This is a genomic window from Achromobacter spanius (assembly GCF_003994415.1).
GTDB classification, from domain to species: domain Bacteria; phylum Pseudomonadota; class Gammaproteobacteria; order Burkholderiales; family Burkholderiaceae_B; genus Achromobacter; species Achromobacter spanius_C.
Genome location: NZ_CP034689.1, coordinates 2013186 through 2031106, shown reverse-complemented (window position 1 = coordinate 2031106; position 17921 = coordinate 2013186). Strand labels below are relative to the sequence as shown.

Sequence of the window (17921 nt, the reverse complement as noted above, 5' to 3'; positions counted from 1 at the left end):
CTATTGAAGATGCGCCTTCAGCGCAGACGGGGGTTGAGCGCATCACGCAGCCAATCGCCCAGCAGGTTCACCACCAGCACGATCAGGCTTAGATACAGCGCGGGGAAGACCACCACCCACCACTGCCCCGAAAAAAGAAATTGGTTGCCCAGGCGGATCAGCGTGCCCAGCGAGGGTTCGGTCGGCGGCATGCCCACGCCCAGAAAGCTCAGCGTGGCCTCGATCAGCACCGCCAGCCCCAGGTTCAGCGTGGCCGTCACCATCACCGGCGTCAGCGTGTTGGGCAGGATGTGCGTCAGCATGATGCGCAACGGGCTGACCCGGATCAGCCTCGCCGCCTGCACGTATTCCTTGCCGCGTTCCACCAGCGCCGACGCGCGTACCGTGCGGGCGTACTGCACCCAGTTGGTCATGGAGATGGCCAGGATAAGGATCACCGCCGACAGCGTTTCGCGCAGGCCGGGCGGCAGCAATTGGCGGAACACCGCCGTCACCAGAATGGCGACAAGAATCGTGGGAATGCTGAGCAGCGTGTCGCCCACCCGCATCAGCGCGTTGTCGATCCAGCCGCCGAAATAGCCGGCCGCCAGCCCCACCAGCAGGCCGATCGCCAAGGACAGCACCACGGTGGCCAGGCCGATGGCAAGCGACATGCGCGAGCCATACAGAATGGCCGACCATACGTCGCGGCCCTGCGTATCGGTGCCCAGCAGGAATTGCGGGTCGGCGCCATCCACCCAGAACGGCGGCAGTTCGGCGTTCAACAAGTCAAGCTGCGCCAGGTCGTAGGGGTTCTGCGGCGCGATCCACGGCGCGAATACCGCCAGCAACACCACGGCCAGCAGCACGATGCCCGCGCCCATCGCCACGTAATCGTTGCGCAGGCTCCACCATAAGTCGCTTTGCAGAAAGCGGGACATCCGGCTTTGCGCGCCGCCCGAAAAGGGGTTAGTGAGCATTGCCGCCTCCTTTGACGTGCTGGCTGCGCAGGCGGGGGTCAACCACGCCGTACATCATGTCCACCAGCGTGTTCAGGGTCACGAAGATGAAAGACACGATGACCAGATAGGCGGCCATGACGGGAATGTCCACGAACATGACCGATTGAATGAACAGCAGCCCCATGCCGGGCCACTGGAACACGGTTTCCGTGATCAGCGCGAAGGCGATCAGGTTGCCGATCTGCATGCCCGTGACCGTGATGACGGGCATCAGGCAGTTGCGCAGCGCCAGCCGAAAGTGCACCACGCGGTCGGGCAGCCCACGGGCGCGGGCGAACTTGATGAATTCCGTGCGCAGCGTTTCCAGCATCTCGGCCCGCACCAGCCGCATGATCAGCGTGATCTGGAACAGCGCCAGGGTGATGGACGGCAGCACCAGCGCGGCGCGGCCCGACGGCGTCAACAAGCCGGTGGACCACCAGCCGATCTTCACCGTTTCGCCCCGTCCAAAGCCGGGCAGCCAGCCCAGCTGCACCGAGAAGACCAGAATCAGCATGATGCCCACCACGAAGCTGGGCAGCGAAATGCCCAGGATGGACACGAACTGCAAGGCCTGCGCCAGGCGCGACTTGCGGTAGATGGCGGTGAGCACGCCCAGCGGCACGCCGATCACGAGCGACAGCAGCGTGGCCATCATCACCAGTTCGAAGGTGGCGGGAAAGCGTTCGGCCACCAGCGCGAAGACGTCTTGCTGGTTGCGGTACGAAATACCGAATTCGCCCTGCACCGCGTTGGTGACGAAGTTGACGTACTGCATGCCCATCGAGGCGTTCAGCCCCAGGCGCTCGCGCAGTTCGTCGCGCTGCGTCTGCGAGGCCTGCTCGTTGAGCATCATGTCGACGGGGTCGCCGACAAAACGGAAGATCACGAAGGCCAGCAACGCCACCGCCAGCATCACGCCAGCCGCGTTGAAGACCCGTCTAACAATGAATGCCAGCATGTGCGGCCTCCTTCAGACCTGATGTCGGACTTTGGAACGCCACGCCCATCGCGGCGCGCGGCGTTCCCCCTGCACGCGCGCTACTGCATGCGCACGGTCCACAGACGCGCCTTGTTGTCAGGCATTTGCAGCACGTCGCCCACCTTGTCGCCCACGGCCCAGGCCATGGGCTGCTGGTGCAGCGGCAGGAAGCGCACATCGTCATGCAGGGTCTGCAATACCTCGGCCATCATCTGGATGCGCTTGGCGCGGTCCATCTCGGCCGCGGCCGCGTCAATCTTGGCGTCCAGCGCGGCGTCGCCCCACTGCCCCCAGTTGAAGACGCCGGCGGGGCCGGTGCGGCTGTGCATCACTTGCAGCAGGATCGACAGCGCATCGATCTGCGGCTCGTTGGCCCAGCCGTGAATGGTGATGTCGAACTCGCCACGCGAGCGCTTGGGGTTCTGCAACGAACGCGGCCCGCTGGCCAAGGAAGCCTTTACGCCGATCCGCGCCCACATCGACGCCGCCGCCTGGCACAGCTCTTCCTCGTTCACGAACATGTCGTTGGAACACAGCAGCGACAAGGTGAAGCCGTTGGGATAGCCCGCTTCGGCCAGCAACGCCTTTGCCTTGGCCGCGTCAAACGGCAGGCGCGTTTCCTGCTTGGCCTCGTAGCCGGGTATGGACGGCGCCACCAGCGCGCCCGTCGTGCGCGACAGGCCACGCATCACGCGCTTTTGCAGCAGGTCGGGCGACAAGGCCATGTACAGGGCCTGACGCACGCGTAAGTCTTTCAACGGATTCTTGTCGGTGATGTTCGATCCGACGAGCTTGTCGCCCAGGTTGAAGCCGAAGTAAATGGTGCGCAGTTCGGTCGCCGCCAGCACCTTCACGTTGGACGCGGCGCGCAGGCGGTCCAGATCCTGCAAGGGCGCGTTTTCGGTGAAGTTGATATCGCCCGACAGCAGCGCCGCCACGCGCGTCGGCGCGGACGCGATGGGCGTGAACTCAATGCGGTCGAGGTTGTGGCGGGGCTTGTCCCACCAGTCTTTGTTGACGACCAGCACGGTGCGCGTATCGGGCCGGTACGACTCCACCTTGAAGGGGCCGGTGCCATTGGCGTGGTGCGTGGCGTAGCCTTCGATGTTCTTGGCGGCGTCGGTCGGCTTGGTGCTGTTGTTGTCCACGAGCCATTGGCGGTTGAAGATGAAGATGTTGGTCAGGTCGTTCAGCATCAGCGGGTATGGATGCGTCATTTCGATGTCGACGGTGTAGTCATCCACCTTCTTCACGGCCTTGAAGGCCGGCAGGTTGCCCTTCAGGGGCGAGGCGGGGTCGGACACGCGGGTCATCGAGGCCACGACGTCGTCCGCCGTGAACGGTGCGCCGTTGTGGAACTTCACGCCCTGGCGCAGCTTGAAGCGCAGCACGGTGGGCGACGTGGCCTCCCAGGATTCGGCCAGCGCCGGGGTGATGTTGAACTTGTCGTCGTAGCGGATCAGCGCTTCGTATACGTGGTTCAAAAACGCCAGATTGAAGGTGCTGCCGTAGGAATACGGGTCCAGCGAATCCAGGTCGCGCGCGGCGCCCCACTTCAACGTGTTGGCGGCCGAAGCCCCGGTAATCGCCGACAGCGCGATCACGGCGCCGGCGGTCCACTTAAGCAACGTCTTCATGGCTGCAACTCTCCCTTGTCTATCGGTTTGTGGTTTGTGTTTGATCCAGGCTTGCCCTGGCGCCATGGGCATGGCGGCTGTGTCTGGAAGGCGGATCAGTTCCACGCGCACTGGCGTTGCACCCTATCCAGTGATGCCAGAGCCAGCACCTGCGCCAGCGCGGCGCGGTAGGAGTCGATGACCGGCACGGCGGGCCGGCGCGTCAGCACCGGCAGATAACCCGCCAGCGCGGCGCCCGCCACGATGATGACGTCGGCGCCTTGCGTCACGGCGGCGTCCAGCGCCAGGCTGACCTGGGCTGCCGACTCCGGCGTTTGCGACACGTAGTCCAGCGCATTGCCGGGCAAGGCGATGATGGCGGCGCAGCGGGCGTCCAGCCCAAGCTGGCGGATCTGTTCACGCAACATGCCCGGCCAGCGCTGGCCGACCGTGACGATGGCGTAGCGGTCGCCGCGCTGCATGGCGGCCATGATGGACGCCTCGGCCATGCCGACCACGGGCACGGTCAGGCATTCGCGCACCGCGCCGATACCGGGTTCGCCAAAACAGGCCAGCAAGCAGGCGTCAAAGGGCGCGTCGGCCTGGGCCACTTCGCGCTCCACGGTTTCCAGCACGGCATGGGCGGCCACCGCGGCCTCGACACGGCTGGCGATATAGGCCGGCCCGAACACGGCGGTAACGGCGTGTATGTGCGCGGCGCCACCAAGAAAGCTCTGCGCTTGCGCCGCAAGGCGGTCCGTCAGGCTGGACGTGGTGTTGCCGTTGACCACCAGCAGGCGGTACGGCGTGAAGGCGGGCCGGTCCAGGGACACGGCGTCGGGCATGGCTGGCATGGAACAAACCTCGGCAAGTTTGTATACGAAACAGATAACAAAAGTGCTTTTTAAATGGCACTTTTGTATAAATGTTTGTATACGATTTATGCCGACAATGTACGCGCCTGATGCCAGGCTTCAAGCTATCGCTAACCCTTAGCGGCGTTGTAGTATGCTTGCCTACGCCCCGCGCAGCGCGGTGCCGCGGCTACCGTGGCCCCTATGCATTACAAAAATACGCGCAGGTCCAGGAGCCAAGGAAGAAGATGAACACTCTCGCGCCACCGGCCAACGAGCCCCCGAAGAAAGACGTAAATCGCAGCCAAATCGTATACATAAATTTGCGCCGCGCCATCATCGAGCAGGCCTTGCTGCCCGGCGACAAGCTGCCCGAAGACATCATCGGTGAACGCTTTGGCGTCAGCCGCACCATCGTCCGCGGCGTGTTGACGCGCTTGTTCAGTGAAGGCCTGGTAGACCTGCGCCCCAATCGCGGCGCGGCGGTGGCGCGCCCCAGTCTGGAAGAAGCGCACGACATCTTCGAAGCGCGCCGCTGCCTGGAACGCGACGTCGCCCGCAAGCTGGTGCAACACATCACCGAAACCGGGCTGACACGTCTGGCCCGGCATGTGGAGGAAGAGGAAGCGGCTCGCAAACGCAACAGCACGAATGAATCCATCCGGCTGTCGGGCGAATTCCACATCTTGATGGCCGAGCTATCGGGCAATGCGGTCTATGCCCGCTACGTGAACGAAATCGTCTCGCGCTGCTCGCTGATCCTGGCGCTTTACGGACGGCCGCATTCCAGTGAATGCGCGGTCAGCGAACATATGGAAATTGTGGAAGGCCTGCGCGCGCGTGACGAAAAGCACGTGCTGCATCTGCTTGAACACCATCTGGAATCCGTCACCGCGCGGGCGCTGCTGAGCACCGACGGAACGGGCGTGCGCGATATCCGCAAGATCCTGGATCGCTACGGCACGTGACGCGTCATGCGCGCCGCGAAGGCACGGATGCGCGATGCCGGTCTGACGAAGGCGCGGCGTAGCCTCAAGCCCGCCCGATGGGCGCGCCACTTTCCCCACGAAAGAGAAAAGCGCCCGGTTGGGGCGCTTTTTCGTTCTGGGGCTTAGATTTCGCGTTCTTCCGTCTTGAGGTTGTTGTCGCGAGCGAAATCCACCACGAACTTGTACGCCAACGGTTCCAGGTCGCGCAAACGCAAGTCGACCACGATTCCGCGCACGCCGTCGATAACGACGGGCAGCACATAAGGCGAATAAGTGAGGTGGTTACCGGCACAGCCGGCGGGCCGGAACTGAGCCATTACGCCAGCGAGCCGCTCCGCCCAATCGCTGGGGCGGAATCGGCTACCGCTTTCGGTAACGCCATGAATTACGAATTGTCTGACGCGAGTTGCCATGAGTTCTTCACTACAGCGCGCCTTTCACGAAAGCCGGATCTTCGGCGTGATCAAACATGCGCCCTGCGCCGCGAATTGTATATGATTGATCCTTTGCTCTCTTCCAAAAGCCGATTCCGCCCCGCTTTCGCCTGGGGATTCAACGAATTCAGGACCGGTTTTTTGGTCATCCCCCAGGAGGATCCGCAATGACCTCGCCTCTGGCCAATATCTACGCTCGCCTGCCGGTTGCGTTTTCGCACGGCCAGGGCGTATGGCTGTGGGATGCAAACGGGCGCAAATACCTGGACGCGCTGGCCGGCATTGGCGTTTCCTGCCTGGGCCACGCACATCCGAAACTGGTGGCCGCCATCAGCGAACAGGCCGCGCGCGTCATCCACACGTCCAACATCTACGAAATTCCACAGCAAGAGGCGCTGGCCGCCCGCTTGACGGCCTTGTCCGGCATGCAGGAAGTGGCGTTCTGCAATAGCGGATCGGAAGCGAACGAAGCCGCCATCAAGCTGGCGCGCTATTACGCCTACCAGCGCGGCAACCAGCACGCCCACATCATCACCATGGACTCGTCCTGGCATGGCCGCACGCTGGCCACGCTGGCGGCCACGGGCAGCGAGAAAGCGCGCAAGGGCTTCGAGCCGCTGCCCACCGGCTTCATCCAGGTGCCCTACAACGACCTGGCCGCCGTGCGCGCGGCCGGCGACGCCGAACCGCGCACCACCGCGGTGCTGCTTGAAGTGCTGCAAGGCGAAGGCGGCATCCGCCCCTCCGACATCACCTACCTGCAAGCGCTGCGCCAACTTTGCACCGAACGCGGCTGGCTGCTGATGATCGACGAAGTGCAATCCGGCATCGGGCGCACCGGCAAATGGTTCGCGCACCAATGGGCCGATATCAAACCCGACGTCATGACGCTGGCCAAGGGTCTGGCGGGCGGCGTGCCCATCGGCGCGATGCTGGCGGCCGGCCCCGCGGCGGGTGTCTTCACGCCGGGCAGCCATGGCACCACGTTCGGCGGCGGGCCGCTGGTCTGCGCGGCCGGCCTGGCCGTGCTGGACACGCTGGAAACCGACAAGCTGCTGGACAACGCCCACACGGTGGGGGCTTACCTGCAAGACGCGCTGGCCAGCGCCCTGACAGGCACTGTCGGCGTGACCCAGGTGCGTGGCCGTGGCCTGATGCTGGGCATTGAACTGGCGCGCCCCTGCGGCGTGCTGGCGCTACGCGCGATGGAAGCGGGCCTGCTCATCAACGTCACCCGCGACCGTGTCGTGCGCCTGCTGCCGCCGTTGATCCTGAACAAGCAAGAGGCGGACCAGATCGTCGCCATCCTGGTTCCGCTCATCCAAGATTTTCTGGCCGAACATTCATCATCCCTGTCCCGACCCGGCGTTGCGCCCGGCCGGGCTCAATGACCTGCGACAACACCATGACTCCTCCCACGACTCAAAACGGCCCGTTGCGGCATTTTCTTCAGTTCAAGGATTTTTCGTCCGCGGAAATCGCCTACGTGCTGGACCGCGCGCGCATCATCAAGGAAAAGTTCAAGCGCTACGAACCCCACATGCCGCTGCACGATCGCACGCTGGCGATGGTGTTCGAAAAAGCCAGCACCCGCACCCGCGTCTCGTTCGAAGCCGGCATGTACCAAATGGGCGGATCGGTCATCAACCTGACCTCGAATGACTCGCAACTGGGCCGCTCTGAACCCATCGAAGACACAGCGCGCGTCATCTCGCGCATGGTCGACATCGTCATGATCCGCACGTTCGAGCAGACCCGCATCGAGCGCTTCGCATCGCACTCGCGCGTGCCCGTCATCAACGGCCTGACCAACGAATTCCACCCCTGCCAGATCCTGGCCGACATCTTCACCTACATCGAACATCGCGGCCCCATCGCGGGCAAGACGGTGGCTTGGGTGGGCGACGCCAACAACATGGCCTACACCTGGCTGCACGCGGCCGAAATGCTGGGCTTTACGCTGCATGTGTCCACGCCCGCCGGCTACGAGCTCGAAGCCTCGCGCATCGGCACGCCTTCGGACAAGGTGCTGCGCCAGTTCAAGGACCCCATGGAGGCCTGCCAGGGCGCGCATCTGGTCACGACCGACGTCTGGACCAGCATGGGTTACGAAGCCGAAAACGAAGAGCGCCGCGCCGCCTTTGCCGACTGGTGCGTGGATGCCGAAATGATGGCCGCCGCCGACCCCCAAGCCGTCTTCATGCACTGCCTGCCGGCCCACCGTGGCGAAGAAGTCACCGGTGAAGTCATCGACGGCCCGCAAAGCGTGGTCTGGGACGAAGCCGAAAACCGTCTGCACGTACAAAAGGCGCTGATGGAATTCCTGCTACTCGGCCAAGTGTGACCCACGCGGCGGTTCACACCTTGGACGGGTGAACCGCGCACCGGCACAACCCGTTGGATGGGTGCACCACGCACCGGCAACCCGTAGGATGGGTGAAGCGCGCACCGGTACCGGCCACAGAGCCACCCCCGATCGCGCGCAACCCATCACCCCGCGCCAATAACCGCCCCCTCACCGCAACCCACGCTCCCACCCCGCAATAGCCTCCACCACCTCTTGCGGCTTCTCCGGCACCAGCGCGTGCCCAGCCCCCCCGATCACCACCACCGACACGCGACCACCAAACTCATCGCGAATCTCATCGCGGGTCGCAGGCGGCTTGAACAAATCAAGTTCAGCCTGCAAATCCAGCAAGGGCTTGTCCCCGCCCGACCACCAATCAGATTGCCGCGTCGCCTTGCCCGCCATGCGCTGACTCTCACTGACCTGCGGGTACCAGCCATTCAGCCAGACACGCGCATCATTACCCGGCGCAAAAAACACATGCTGGATGGATTTCAAGCGCTCGGCATCAGGCAGCGACAAATCCGCACTGCGATCCACGTGTTCGCTCAGGCCCTTGGGATACTGCTTGGCCGCCGCCGCCACGATCACCACGCCGCGCACCAATTCAGGGTGATCCACCCCCGTCGCACGCGCCACCCAATTACCAAAAGCGTGGCCCACCATCACCACAGGCTGGCGCGCCACGTTGCGGATCACCGCGGCCTGGTCATCGGCCAGGTCATGCAGCGTGATGCCCGACATCGGCCCCGTACTGCCGCCAATGCCGCGCGGCTGCGGACGCAGCACGCGATAGCCGGCCTGGACAAAGCGTTGGGCCAGTTCGTCGAAATCCTGCGCGCCGCGCCCGCGCGACGGCAACAGCACCAGCGCGGGCCCCTGCCCTTGGTCCAGCACTTCAATGCTGGCGCCGTTACCCACCAGCACGTTGACGCGCTTGGGCACATCGGCCAATGCCGGCGAGGTCGCGGCGAATGCGCACGTTATCGTCAGGCCGGTCAGCAATTGCTTCATCATCATGTCCCCTCGCCGGTACCTAACGGCTGGCTATTCACAGAACTTTCTTGAACATCGTGCGGCGTGTATTGCGAAACGATGGCCGCACGCGGCTGCTCCAGTCCGTGGCGCGCACGGCCAGCCACGGCGGGCTGCCGAAGGTTTCGCGGGTGTGCAGGTCGTAGCAGGCCAGGTAACGCGGCGACTCATCACGGCATTCGTAACGCATCGCGCGTACCGTGCCCAGCACCGACGCCAGGCCGGGCAAATGTTCCTGGTCGTACCAGGCGTTCAGGTCCGCCTCGGCCTCAGGCAGCACATCGGTTTCAACGATGTAGTGCCACGGCGCGTCCTGACCGGCGGAGGCGCCGGGCAGGTCCAGGGTCTGATGCAACACACGCGCCCGGGCGCCTGGAAAGTGTTCGGCCAGGCGCGCCTGGATTTCCGGCAACGAGCCCGCCGCGCCACGCAGGTACACATAAGTGTCTTCTTCCTCAAGCGCGGCGAACGCATTGACGCGCACACCGGCCAGCCCCGTAGTCAGACGCTCGCCCATGTCGGCCGCGCGCGCGTTGTCAAAGCGTTCGCCCAGTGACACCAGTAATACCGCTTCCTGTATTTCCTGCACAGTCTTCTCCTTTCAATGCCCGACGCGCAACGCCACCAGAAAGCGCGACACCATGTTGTACGCGCCCACCGTGGCCGCCAGCTCGACCAATTGCGCGTCATCGTAGCGGGCGCGCACGGGCGCGAACACCGCATCGGGCACCTCGATGTCACGCGTCATGGCGTCGGTCAGCGCCAGCACGTCGGCCTCGCCGGGCGCCAGCCCTTGCACGTCGCCCGGCGCCGGGTTGGCGCGCAAGGCGTCGATCACGTCCTGCGGCATGCCGCCCGCCAAGGCATGCGGCACATGCGCGTCGAACTCGTAGGGCGCATTGTTCAGGGTGGCCACGCGCAAGATGATCAGTTCGCGCAAGCGCGGCGACAACGACGTCTTCTGGCGGATCGCGGTCAGCATGGCTTCCCAGCCTTCCACCACGGCGGGGCTGTTCAGCAGCACCTGATACAGCGGCGATATGCGGCCACGGGCGGCGCTGATGCGCGCCTCCAGCGTGGCCAGTTCCGCGCGGGTGCCCGGCTCTACGGGCGCAACTCGACTGGCGCTCATGCTTACTCCGGACGGATGTTCTTGCGCTGGATCAGCGCGGTCCACTTGGCGCGGTCGGACGCGATCAGGTCGGCCAGTTCCTGCGGCGAGCTCGGCGCCGCTTGCGCGCCGAATTTCTCCAGCTTGCTGCGCACCGCTTCATTGCCCAGCGCCGCGCGCACGGCCTGGTTCAGCTTGTCGACGGTGGCGGCCGGCGTGGACGCGGGGGCCACAATGCCATACCAGTTGTTGGATTCCACGCCGGCAATCCCTTGCTCGGCCAGCGTCTTCACGTCGGGCAGCAGCGGATGGCGAGTGGGCGCCGCAATACCCAGCGGCTTCAGCTTGCCGCCCTGGATGTGGCCGATCAGGCCCGGCACGTCGCCGAAGAAGCCGGCCACCTGATTACCCATCACGTCGTTGATGACGGGCGCCGCGCCCTTGTACGGCACGTGCAGCACGTTGGCCTTGCTGGCGTCTTCGAACATTTCCAAGGTCAGGTGCGGAATGCTGCCGATGCCCGACGAGCCGATCGCCACCGATTGCGACGCCGCCTGCGAACGCTTGACGAAGTCCGCCGCGTCCGTTGCCGGGTTGGAAGGGTTCACCACAAACACGGTGGCGTTGTTCACCACCCGCGAGACCGGGGCGAAATCGCGCGCCGGATCGTAGGGCATGTCTTTGTACAGCGCCGGGCTGATCGCCACCGCGCCCACGCTGGTCAGGAACAGCACCGAGCCATCACCCGGCGCCTTGGCCACGTAGGCCGCGGCAATGTTGCCATTGGCGCCCGCCTTGTTTTCGACGATGACCTGCTGCTTGAGCTCCTTGCCCAACTGCTCGGCCAGCACGCGCCCCACCAGATCCACCGGCCCGCCGGGCGGGAACGCGACGATCAGACGGACGGGGCCGTCGGCATGCGCCGCACCGAAGGCAGCGAAACTCAGCACAGTGGCTGAAAGCACTTTCTTGAACATGATGTCTCCTGGTTGAATCGAATTTTTATGGCTCGAAATTTTTGTTGCTCGCCAAACCATCGCGCTGCCGCGCAGCCGTCTACATGAATCCGTACAGTCTTGCGGGGTTGTCCACCAGCACCCGCTGGCGCAGGCCGGGATCCGGGCACGCCTCAAAGAACGTGTCCACCAGTTCGCCGTCATCCGGCATGTCGCCCGCCACGTTGGGATGCGGCCAGTCCGTGCCCCACAGGCTGCGGTCCGGCATGGCCTGGATCAGGGCGCGCACGAAAGGGATGCCCTCGGCGAAGGGGCGCTTGCCCGACGCGATACGGTCAATGCCCGACACCTTGACCCAGGCCTGCGGCACATCGGCCAGGCTCAGCAAGGCCCGCATGGCAGGGGATTCCAGCCCGTCGACCGCCTTCAGGCGCCCCATGTGATCCACGACAAAAGGCAGGGGCAACGCCAGCAGGCGCGGCAACAGTTCGGGCAACATCGCTCCGTCCACGTGCAGGCACAGATGCCAGCCCAGCGGCGCGATCAGGCCCACCACATGATCGAACACGGCCGGGTCCGGCGCGCCGCCCAGGTGCGGCACGAAGTTGAAGCGCGCGGCGCGCACGCCGCCCTCATGCAATTGCTTGACGGTTGCCGCCGTGGTGTCCGCCCCCAGCAAGGCCACGCCGCGATAGCGCCCGCCGCTTTGGGCCAGCGCGTCCAGCAAGGCGCTGTGGTCCGAGCCGTGGCAGTTGGCTTGCACCACCACCGCGCGCTCAATGCCCAGATGCGCATGCAGCGCGGCCATGGCCGAGTACGGCGCATCGGGCGGCGTGTACGAACGGCCCTCGGCATACGGGAACACGTCGCCCGGCCCGAACACATGGCAGTGCGTGTCGCATGCGCCCGGCGGCAGGGTGTGGCGAGGACGGGACGGCGAGGCAAGCGGAGGACGGCAATCGGGCACTGTGGGTTCCTGCTGGAAAAACGACTGGGAAAGCGCCATCGTCGCGGATTGCCGCGCGCTAAACAATGCTATATCTTTGATTTCAGATATAGAAAAATCAAATACCCCATGGATCTCAAGCAGATCGAATACTTCGTCAGGGTGGCGGAACGGCGCAGCTTCTCGCGCGCCGCTGAAATGCTGGACGTGGCCCAGCCCACCTTGAGCCGTCAGGTGCGCCTGCTGGAACTGGAGCTTGGCCAGCACCTGCTTTACCGCAACGGCCGGGGCGCCGAACCCACTGAAGCCGGCTTGCGCTTCCTGGAACATGCTCGCGCGCTGCTGACCCTGGCCGAACGCGCCAAGGAAGACCTGCAGACGTTGCGCGCCACGCCCACGGGCAAAGTGGTGGTGGGCTTGCCTCCGCGTATCGCCCGCGTGCTGACGCCGCCGCTCGTGCAGGCGTTTCGCCACGGCTTCCCCGAAGCCTCTATCGCGGTCGCTGAAGGCCTTAGCGCCCAGGTGCGCGAATGGCTGCTGGCCGGCCGGGTCGATCTGGCGCTGCTGTATGACCCGGCGCCCTCACCCCAGCTTGCCTACGAATCGCTGTTCCGCGAAGACCTGGTGCTGGCGGCTGCTGCCGGCCACCAGCCGCCGCTGCCTGAGCGCGTTACCGTGGCGCGGTTGGGCGACTATCCGCTGGTGCTGCCCAGCCTGCCCAACGCCATCCGCACCCTGGTCGAAAGCGTGTGCCGCGCACAAGGCGTGCGCCTGAAGGTGGCCGCCGAAGTGGACGCCGTGCAGACCATCGTGGAACTGGCCGCGCAAGGCGACGCCTATGCCATTCTGCCGCGCTCGGCGGCGCGGGGCCCGGCCGCCGAGCATGCCTTGTCGCTCTGCGACATTGGCGCGCCCACCATCACCAATAATCTTGTGCTGGCCAGCGCCCGTCACCGGCCCTCCACCCGCCTGGCGACGGCCACCGGGCAACTGATCCGGGAATTGAAACTGTCCGAGCTGTTCGCGCCGGCGGGCTGAAGCCCACACGCATCGTCCCCGTTTGACGACGTGGCGCGGAATGCGCGGTGCCGACACGGATCTGGCCGCCCCAGGCAAAAGAGTTAAAATGCCCGCACTCTTTCTTGTTTGGCGGCTTGCTGCTGTCAAAGCCTTTTGTCAAAGTCCTGTTGGCGTCTCACCTCAAACAATGACCACTATCCTCCCGAACCTTCCTACCGGCCAGAAGGTCGGCATCGCCTTTTCCGGCGGTCTCGACACCAGCGCAGCCCTGCTGTGGATGCGCAACAACGGCGCCATTCCCTACGCCTACACGGCCAACCTGGGTCAGCCCGACGAGTCGGACTACGACGAAATCCCCCGCAAGGCCCTGGCCTACGGCGCTGAAAATGCCCGCCTGATCGATTGCCGCGCGCAGTTGGTGGCGGAAGGCATTGCCGCCCTGCAATCGGGCGCGTTCCATATCTCGACCGCCGGCATCACCTACTTCAACACGACGCCCATCGGCCGCGCCGTCACCGGCACGATGCTGGTGGCCGCCATGAAGGAAGACGACGTCAACATCTGGGGCGACGGCAGCACGTTCAAGGGCAACGACATCGAGCGCTTCTACCGCTACGGCCTGTTGACCAACCCGGACCTGAAGATCTACAAGCCCTGGCTCGACCAGCGCTTCATCGACGAACTGGGCGGCCGCTCGGAAATGTCCGAATACATGCGCCAAGCCGGCTTCGACTACAAGATGTCGGCCGAAAAAGCCTACTCGACCGACTCCAACCTGCTGGGCGCCACCCACGAAGCCAAGGACCTGGAACAACTGAATTCCGGCATCCGCATCGTCAAGCCCATCATGGGCGTGGCGTTCTGGCGCGATGACGTGGCCGTGAAGGCCGAAGAAGTCACGGTGCGCTTCGAGGAAGGCCAGCCGGTCGCCCTGAACGGCGTGGAATACAGCGACCCGGTTGAACTGCTGCTGGAAGCCAACCGCATCGGCGGCCGCCACGGCCTGGGCATGAGCGACCAGATCGAAAACCGCATCATCGAAGCCAAGAGCCGCGGCATCTACGAAGCCCCGGGCCTGGCGCTGCTGTTCATCGCCTACGAACGCCTGGTCACCGGCATCCACAACGAAGACACCATCGAGCAGTACCGCGAAAACGGCCGCAAGCTGGGCCGCCTGCTGTACCAGGGCCGCTGGTTCGATCCGCAAGCCATCATGCTGCGCGAAACCGCCCAGCGCTGGGTGGCCCGCGCCATCACTGGCGAAGTCACCATTGAACTGCGTCGCGGCAATGACTATTCGCTGCTGAACACCGAATCGGCCAACCTGACGTACGCGCCGGAACGCCTGTCGATGGAAAAGGTTGAAAACGCCCCGTTCACGCCGGCCGACCGTATCGGCCAGCTGACCATGCGCAACCTGGATATCGTCGACACCCGCGAAAAGCTCTTTACTTACGTGAAGACCGGTTTGCTGGCGTCCAGCGGCACGTCGCTGCCGCAGTTGAAAGACGCGGCCAAGAAGAAGTAATTCTTCAACGCCAACGAAAAACCCCTCGATGACAGTCATCGAGGGGTTTTTTATTGCGCCGCTATCACCACGAAAGCCAGCGGGCCTGAACCTGATGGGCCCGCTACAGCTCTACCTGCATGCCCATTTCGACCACGCGATTGGCGGGAATCTTGAAGAACTTCGTGCTGCGCGTGGAGTTGCGGGCCATGAAGGAGAACACGGCACGCCGCCACCGCCAGAGCGCGGGCTTGCGCGCCGCCACCACCGTTTGGCGCGACAGAAAATAAGACGTGCGCATCGGCTCCAGATCCAGCTCGGGATACGCTTCGGCCACCAGCCGCAGCGCCTCCGGCACGTCCGGGTCTTCCTTGAAACCGTAGTTCACCGTTGCCGTCCAGCTTGAGGCCGACAGCTTATTCACCACGAAACGCTCTTCGGGCGAAATATACGGCACGTCGGCCACCAGAATCGTCAGGAACAGCACATGGTCATGCAGCACCTTGTTGTGCTTCAGGTTATGCAGCAGCGCCGGCGGCACGTTGCCTGAATTCATCGTCATGAAGATCGCGGTGCCCGGCACCCGCGATGGCGGGTACTGCTCCAGCTGCTCCATGAATTCCTTCAACGGCTGCCGATCGCGTTGCTGCATGTCCGACAACAGGCGGCGCCCACGGCGCCACGTCATCATCAGCGTGAACACCACAATGGCCACCAGCAGCGGCAGCCAGCCGCCTTCGTGGATCTTGAACACGTTGGCCGAAAACAGCAGCACGTCGAACAGCAGCAAGAAGCCCAGCACCCCAAACCACGCCATGCGCTTGATGCCCGTCGTACCGCGCGGCAGCACGGCAAAGGCCAGCACCGACGTCGTCAGCATCGTGCCCGTTACGGCGAACCCATAGGCCGCCGCCAGGTTGTCGGAATTGCGGAACAGCAGCACCAGGACCAGCACGGCGCACAGCAGCAGCGCGTTGACCTGCGGCAGGTAGATCTGACCCTTTTCCACGGCGGACGTATGCAGGATCTGCATGCGCGGCCAAAAGCCCAGTTGCACCGCTTGGCGCGTCACGGAGTACGCGCCCGAAATCACGGCTTGCGAGGCCACGATGGTGGCGATGGTGGCCAGCGCCACCAAGGGCACCAGGCCCCAGTCCGGCGCCATCAGAAAGAAGGGGTTGCGGATGGCCTCGGGGTTGCGCAGCAACAGCGCGCCCTGGCCGAAATAACACAGCGTCAAGGCCGGCAACACCATGCTGAACCAGGCGCCGCGAATGGCGGGGCGACCGAAGTGGCCCATGTCGGCGTACAACGCCTCGGCGCCGGTCAAGGCCAGCACGACCGCGCCCAGCAGCACAAAGCTGATCAGCGGAAATTCGATGACGAAGCGCAGGCCCCACATGGGGTTCAGGGCCGCCAGCACTTCCGGGGTCTGCCAGATTTGCCAACCGCCCAAGGCGGCCAGCGTGCCGAACCACAGCAGCATCACCGGACCGAACAGCTTGCCCATCAGGCCCGTGCCATGCGACTGGATGGCGAACAGCACCACCAGCACCACCAGCGCAATCGGCACCACCCAATGGTCCAGCGTGTGCGACACGATGCCGATGCCCTCCAGCGCGGACAGCACCGAAATGGCGGGCGTGATCATGCTGTCGCCGTAGAACAGCGCCGCGCCGAAAATCCCCAACACGATCAGCACCCAGCGCAGTTTGCCTTCGCGCGCCCGCACCGCCAGTTCCAGCAACGCCAACGTGCCGCCTTCGCCTCGGTTGTCGGCGCGCAGCACCAGCGTGACGTACTTCAGGGACACCACCAGCATCAGCATCCAGAACAGGATGGACAGCACGCCCAGCAAATGCGCGGGTTCCAGGTCGGTGTGCACGCTCAGGCCGGTCAGGCAGGCACGCAACGTATACAGCGGGCTGGTGCCGATGTCGCCATACACCACGCCCAAGGCCCCCAAGATAAGCGCCGCGCGCGACGACGGCGCATGGACGCCGCCCGCATGGGCGCCGGTCGGAGAAGAGGCACCAGCCGTGGCTTGGCTCATGATATGGGTTCTTGACGAGTCAGTTGCGCCCCTTTGCGGGGGCCGGGGAACACCACGGACAGGCGTGTTCCGGAGAAGTCGGGGCGGCTGGTCAGCTTCCACCAGGCGCCATGGGCATGCGCGATCTCGCGCACAATGGCCAGCCCCAGGCCCGAGCCGCCAGCCGTGGCGGTGGGCGAACGGTAAAAGGCTTCGAACACGCGGTCGCGTTCTTCGGGTGGAATCCCGGGGCCGTTATCTTCGACCGTCAGCGACGGCGGGTTGGCGCCCACGATCAACGTAATACGCCCAGTTTCGTTGCCGTAGCGCAAGGCGTTGTCGATCAGGTTGCTGAGCAGTTCGGCCAGCAGCAAGGGGTCTGCATCGATCCAGATCGGCGCGTCCGGCGCCACCAGGTCCAGTTCGTAGCGCGCCTCACGCACGCGTGGAAACCACTCGGCGCCATGCACTCGCACCCATTCGCACAGGTCGATGCGTACAAAGCTGTCTTGCGGCCGCGCGTTAGGGTCGGCGCGCGCCAGCACCAGCAACTGCTGCCCCAGGCGAATCATGCGGTCGCTGACTGCCTTGATGCGTTCGGCACGCGCCCGCACGTCATCAGGCAACGGGCGGGCCAGCATCAGTTCGGATTCCAGCCGCAGGCCGGATAACGGCGTGCGCAACTGGTGTGCGGCATGGCCGATGAAGCGCCGCTGCGCCGCCAGCGACGCATCCAGGCGCAGCAACATGTCGTTGGTGTGCGTGACCAGCGGTTCGATCTCGACCGGCACGCCCGCCACTTCCAGCGGCTGCATGTCGTCGATGGAGCGCTGCCGGATTTCCTCGGACAAATGGTTCACCGAACGCAGCCCGGATCGCACCCCCTGCACCACCACCCAGGTGAACAGCGCAATCAGCGCAATCTGTCCCACCACCATCAGCCAGAAGAAATCTTCCAGCATCCAGAGCGACATGTCGATCTTGTGCGTGATCACCCAGGTTGCCGCCAGGTCCAGCAGGACAAGCAGCAGAATCGGCGGCATCAACCGAATGACCAAATGCCGGGCAAGCGAGCGGGAAGGGAGCAAGGGGCGTGTGGGCGTGGGAGCGGA

General features: G+C 64.6%; 18 protein-coding genes. 6 read left to right on the top strand and 12 right to left on the bottom strand.

Features of this window, described 5'->3' with window-relative positions:
- Positions 1–17: 17 nt before the first annotated feature.
- The 4 genes from ELS24_RS09315 to ELS24_RS09300 all read right to left on the bottom strand — a co-directional run bounded on the left by ELS24_RS09315 (position 18) and on the right by ELS24_RS09300 (position 4432).
- The gene (locus ELS24_RS09315; protein ID WP_127183930.1) at positions 18–959 is read right to left on the bottom strand and encodes an ABC transporter permease; all 942 of its coding nucleotides are present in this window, start codon (positions 957–959) and stop codon (positions 18–20) included.
- Positions 949–1941, bottom strand: a complete 993-nt coding sequence (locus tag ELS24_RS09310) for an ABC transporter permease (RefSeq protein ID WP_050445919.1) — start codon at positions 1939–1941, stop codon at positions 949–951. The genes ELS24_RS09315 and ELS24_RS09310 overlap by 11 nt, the downstream gene beginning before the upstream one ends.
- Before the next feature lie 80 nt (positions 1942–2021).
- A complete protein-coding gene (locus ELS24_RS09305) occupies positions 2022–3599 on the bottom strand; it encodes an ABC transporter substrate-binding protein (protein WP_127183929.1) in 1578 nt (525 codons plus the stop codon).
- A gap of 95 nt (positions 3600–3694) precedes the next feature.
- The gene (locus ELS24_RS09300; RefSeq protein WP_127183928.1) at positions 3695–4432 is read right to left on the bottom strand and encodes an aspartate/glutamate racemase family protein; all 738 of its coding nucleotides are present in this window, start codon (positions 4430–4432) and stop codon (positions 3695–3697) included.
- Between the two features lie 248 nt (positions 4433–4680).
- On the opposite strand from ELS24_RS09300, the gene ELS24_RS09295 reads away from it, so the two are divergent.
- Complete coding sequence (locus ELS24_RS09295; protein WP_127183927.1) at positions 4681–5400, top strand: GntR family transcriptional regulator; 720 nt, start codon at positions 4681–4683, stop codon at positions 5398–5400.
- A 143-nt stretch (positions 5401–5543) separates the two neighbouring features.
- Here ELS24_RS09295 and ELS24_RS09290 read toward each other — a convergent pair whose 3' ends face one another.
- Entirely contained in the window at positions 5544–5834 is a 291-nt protein-coding gene (locus ELS24_RS09290; RefSeq protein WP_013392635.1) for a DUF3579 domain-containing protein, read from the bottom strand.
- On the opposite strand from ELS24_RS09290, the gene ELS24_RS30820 reads away from it, so the two are divergent.
- Genes ELS24_RS30820 through argF form a run of 3 tightly spaced genes read left to right on the top strand, consistent with a single transcriptional unit; the run spans position 5802 to position 8199 of the window.
- Positions 5802–6026: a hypothetical protein gene (locus ELS24_RS30820; RefSeq protein ID WP_164741190.1), complete on the top strand. Its 225-nt coding sequence runs from the start codon at positions 5802–5804 to the stop codon at positions 6024–6026. The genes ELS24_RS09290 and ELS24_RS30820 overlap by 33 nt on opposite strands.
- Positions 6023–7246, top strand: coding sequence for an aspartate aminotransferase family protein (locus ELS24_RS09285; protein ID WP_127183926.1), 1224 nt, complete (start codon positions 6023–6025; stop codon positions 7244–7246). Before ELS24_RS30820 ends, ELS24_RS09285 begins: the two co-directional genes overlap by 4 nt.
- A gap of 14 nt (positions 7247–7260) precedes the next feature.
- Positions 7261–8199 (top strand): ornithine carbamoyltransferase, encoded by a 939-nt coding sequence (gene argF, locus ELS24_RS09280; protein ID WP_050446077.1) that lies wholly within the window; start codon positions 7261–7263, stop codon positions 8197–8199.
- Between the two features lie 171 nt (positions 8200–8370).
- Here the strand turns inward: argF and ELS24_RS09275 are convergent, their stop codons facing one another.
- The 5 genes from ELS24_RS09275 to ELS24_RS09255 form a co-directional block, all read right to left on the bottom strand.
- On the bottom strand, positions 8371–9222 hold the full coding sequence (locus tag ELS24_RS09275; RefSeq protein ID WP_127183925.1) for an alpha/beta fold hydrolase: 852 nt from the start codon (positions 9220–9222) through the stop codon (positions 8371–8373).
- Between the two features lie 31 nt (positions 9223–9253).
- Positions 9254–9817: a DUF4286 family protein gene (locus ELS24_RS09270; protein ID WP_127186285.1), complete on the bottom strand. Its 564-nt coding sequence runs from the start codon at positions 9815–9817 to the stop codon at positions 9254–9256.
- Positions 9818–9838: 21 nt separating this feature from the next.
- A complete protein-coding gene (locus ELS24_RS09265) occupies positions 9839–10369 on the bottom strand; it encodes a carboxymuconolactone decarboxylase family protein (protein ID WP_127183924.1) in 531 nt (176 codons plus the stop codon).
- Positions 10370–10371: 2 nt separating this feature from the next.
- Entirely contained in the window at positions 10372–11325 is a 954-nt protein-coding gene (locus tag ELS24_RS09260; protein WP_050445925.1) for a Bug family tripartite tricarboxylate transporter substrate binding protein, read from the bottom strand.
- 79 nt (positions 11326–11404) lie between these two features.
- Positions 11405–12271 carry an amidohydrolase family protein gene (locus ELS24_RS09255; RefSeq protein ID WP_198158142.1) on the bottom strand — a complete coding sequence of 289 codons (867 nt, stop codon included), beginning with the start codon at positions 12269–12271 and terminating at the stop codon, positions 11405–11407.
- A gap of 108 nt (positions 12272–12379) precedes the next feature.
- Here ELS24_RS09255 and ELS24_RS09250 point away from each other — a divergent pair, with 108 nt between their 5' ends.
- Positions 12380–13288, top strand: coding sequence for a LysR family transcriptional regulator (locus tag ELS24_RS09250; protein WP_127183923.1), 909 nt, complete (start codon positions 12380–12382; stop codon positions 13286–13288).
- A 169-nt stretch (positions 13289–13457) separates the two neighbouring features.
- Positions 13458–14798, top strand: a complete 1341-nt coding sequence (argG, locus tag ELS24_RS09245; RefSeq protein WP_046805493.1) for an argininosuccinate synthase — start codon at positions 13458–13460, stop codon at positions 14796–14798.
- A 103-nt stretch (positions 14799–14901) separates the two neighbouring features.
- Here argG and ELS24_RS09240 read toward each other — a convergent pair whose 3' ends face one another.
- Entirely contained in the window at positions 14902–16830 is a 1929-nt protein-coding gene (locus ELS24_RS09240; RefSeq protein WP_050445927.1) for a potassium transporter Kup, read from the bottom strand.
- On the bottom strand, positions 16827–17852 hold the full coding sequence (locus ELS24_RS09235; protein ID WP_050445928.1) for a sensor histidine kinase: 1026 nt from the start codon (positions 17850–17852) through the stop codon (positions 16827–16829). Before ELS24_RS09235 ends, ELS24_RS09240 begins: the two co-directional genes overlap by 4 nt.
- Positions 17853–17921: the final 69 nt, after the last annotated feature.

What these genes read in the sequence shown, in the direction of transcription:
- ELS24_RS09315 (WP_127183930.1), bottom strand. Translation starts at nt 959, where the DNA reads ATGCTCACTAACCCCTTTTCGGGCGGCGCGCAAAGCCGGATGTCCCGC.
- ELS24_RS09310 (WP_050445919.1), bottom strand. Translation starts at nt 1,941, where the DNA reads ATGCTGGCATTCATTGTTAGACGGGTCTTCAACGCGGCTGGCGTGATG.
- ELS24_RS09305 (WP_127183929.1), bottom strand. Translation starts at nt 3,599, where the DNA reads ATGAAGACGTTGCTTAAGTGGACCGCCGGCGCCGTGATCGCGCTGTCG.
- ELS24_RS09300 (WP_127183928.1), bottom strand. Translation starts at nt 4,432, where the DNA reads ATGCCAGCCATGCCCGACGCCGTGTCCCTGGACCGGCCCGCCTTCACG.
- ELS24_RS09295 (WP_127183927.1), top strand. Translation starts at nt 4,681, where the DNA reads ATGAACACTCTCGCGCCACCGGCCAACGAGCCCCCGAAGAAAGACGTA.
- ELS24_RS30820 (WP_164741190.1), top strand. Translation starts at nt 5,802, where the DNA reads ATGAATTACGAATTGTCTGACGCGAGTTGCCATGAGTTCTTCACTACA.
- ELS24_RS09290 (WP_013392635.1), bottom strand. Translation starts at nt 5,834, where the DNA reads ATGGCAACTCGCGTCAGACAATTCGTAATTCATGGCGTTACCGAAAGC.
- ELS24_RS09285 (WP_127183926.1), top strand. Translation starts at nt 6,023, where the DNA reads ATGACCTCGCCTCTGGCCAATATCTACGCTCGCCTGCCGGTTGCGTTT.
- argF (WP_050446077.1), top strand. Translation starts at nt 7,261, where the DNA reads ATGACTCCTCCCACGACTCAAAACGGCCCGTTGCGGCATTTTCTTCAG.
- ELS24_RS09275 (WP_127183925.1), bottom strand. Translation starts at nt 9,222, where the DNA reads ATGATGATGAAGCAATTGCTGACCGGCCTGACGATAACGTGCGCATTC.
- ELS24_RS09265 (WP_127183924.1), bottom strand. Translation starts at nt 10,369, where the DNA reads ATGAGCGCCAGTCGAGTTGCGCCCGTAGAGCCGGGCACCCGCGCGGAA.
- ELS24_RS09260 (WP_050445925.1), bottom strand. Translation starts at nt 11,325, where the DNA reads ATGTTCAAGAAAGTGCTTTCAGCCACTGTGCTGAGTTTCGCTGCCTTC.
- ELS24_RS09250 (WP_127183923.1), top strand. Translation starts at nt 12,380, where the DNA reads ATGGATCTCAAGCAGATCGAATACTTCGTCAGGGTGGCGGAACGGCGC.
- argG (WP_046805493.1), top strand. Translation starts at nt 13,458, where the DNA reads ATGACCACTATCCTCCCGAACCTTCCTACCGGCCAGAAGGTCGGCATC.
- ELS24_RS09240 (WP_050445927.1), bottom strand. Translation starts at nt 16,830, where the DNA reads ATGAGCCAAGCCACGGCTGGTGCCTCTTCTCCGACCGGCGCCCATGCG.
- ELS24_RS09235 (WP_050445928.1), bottom strand. Translation starts at nt 17,852, where the DNA reads ATGCCGCCGATTCTGCTGCTTGTCCTGCTGGACCTGGCGGCAACCTGG.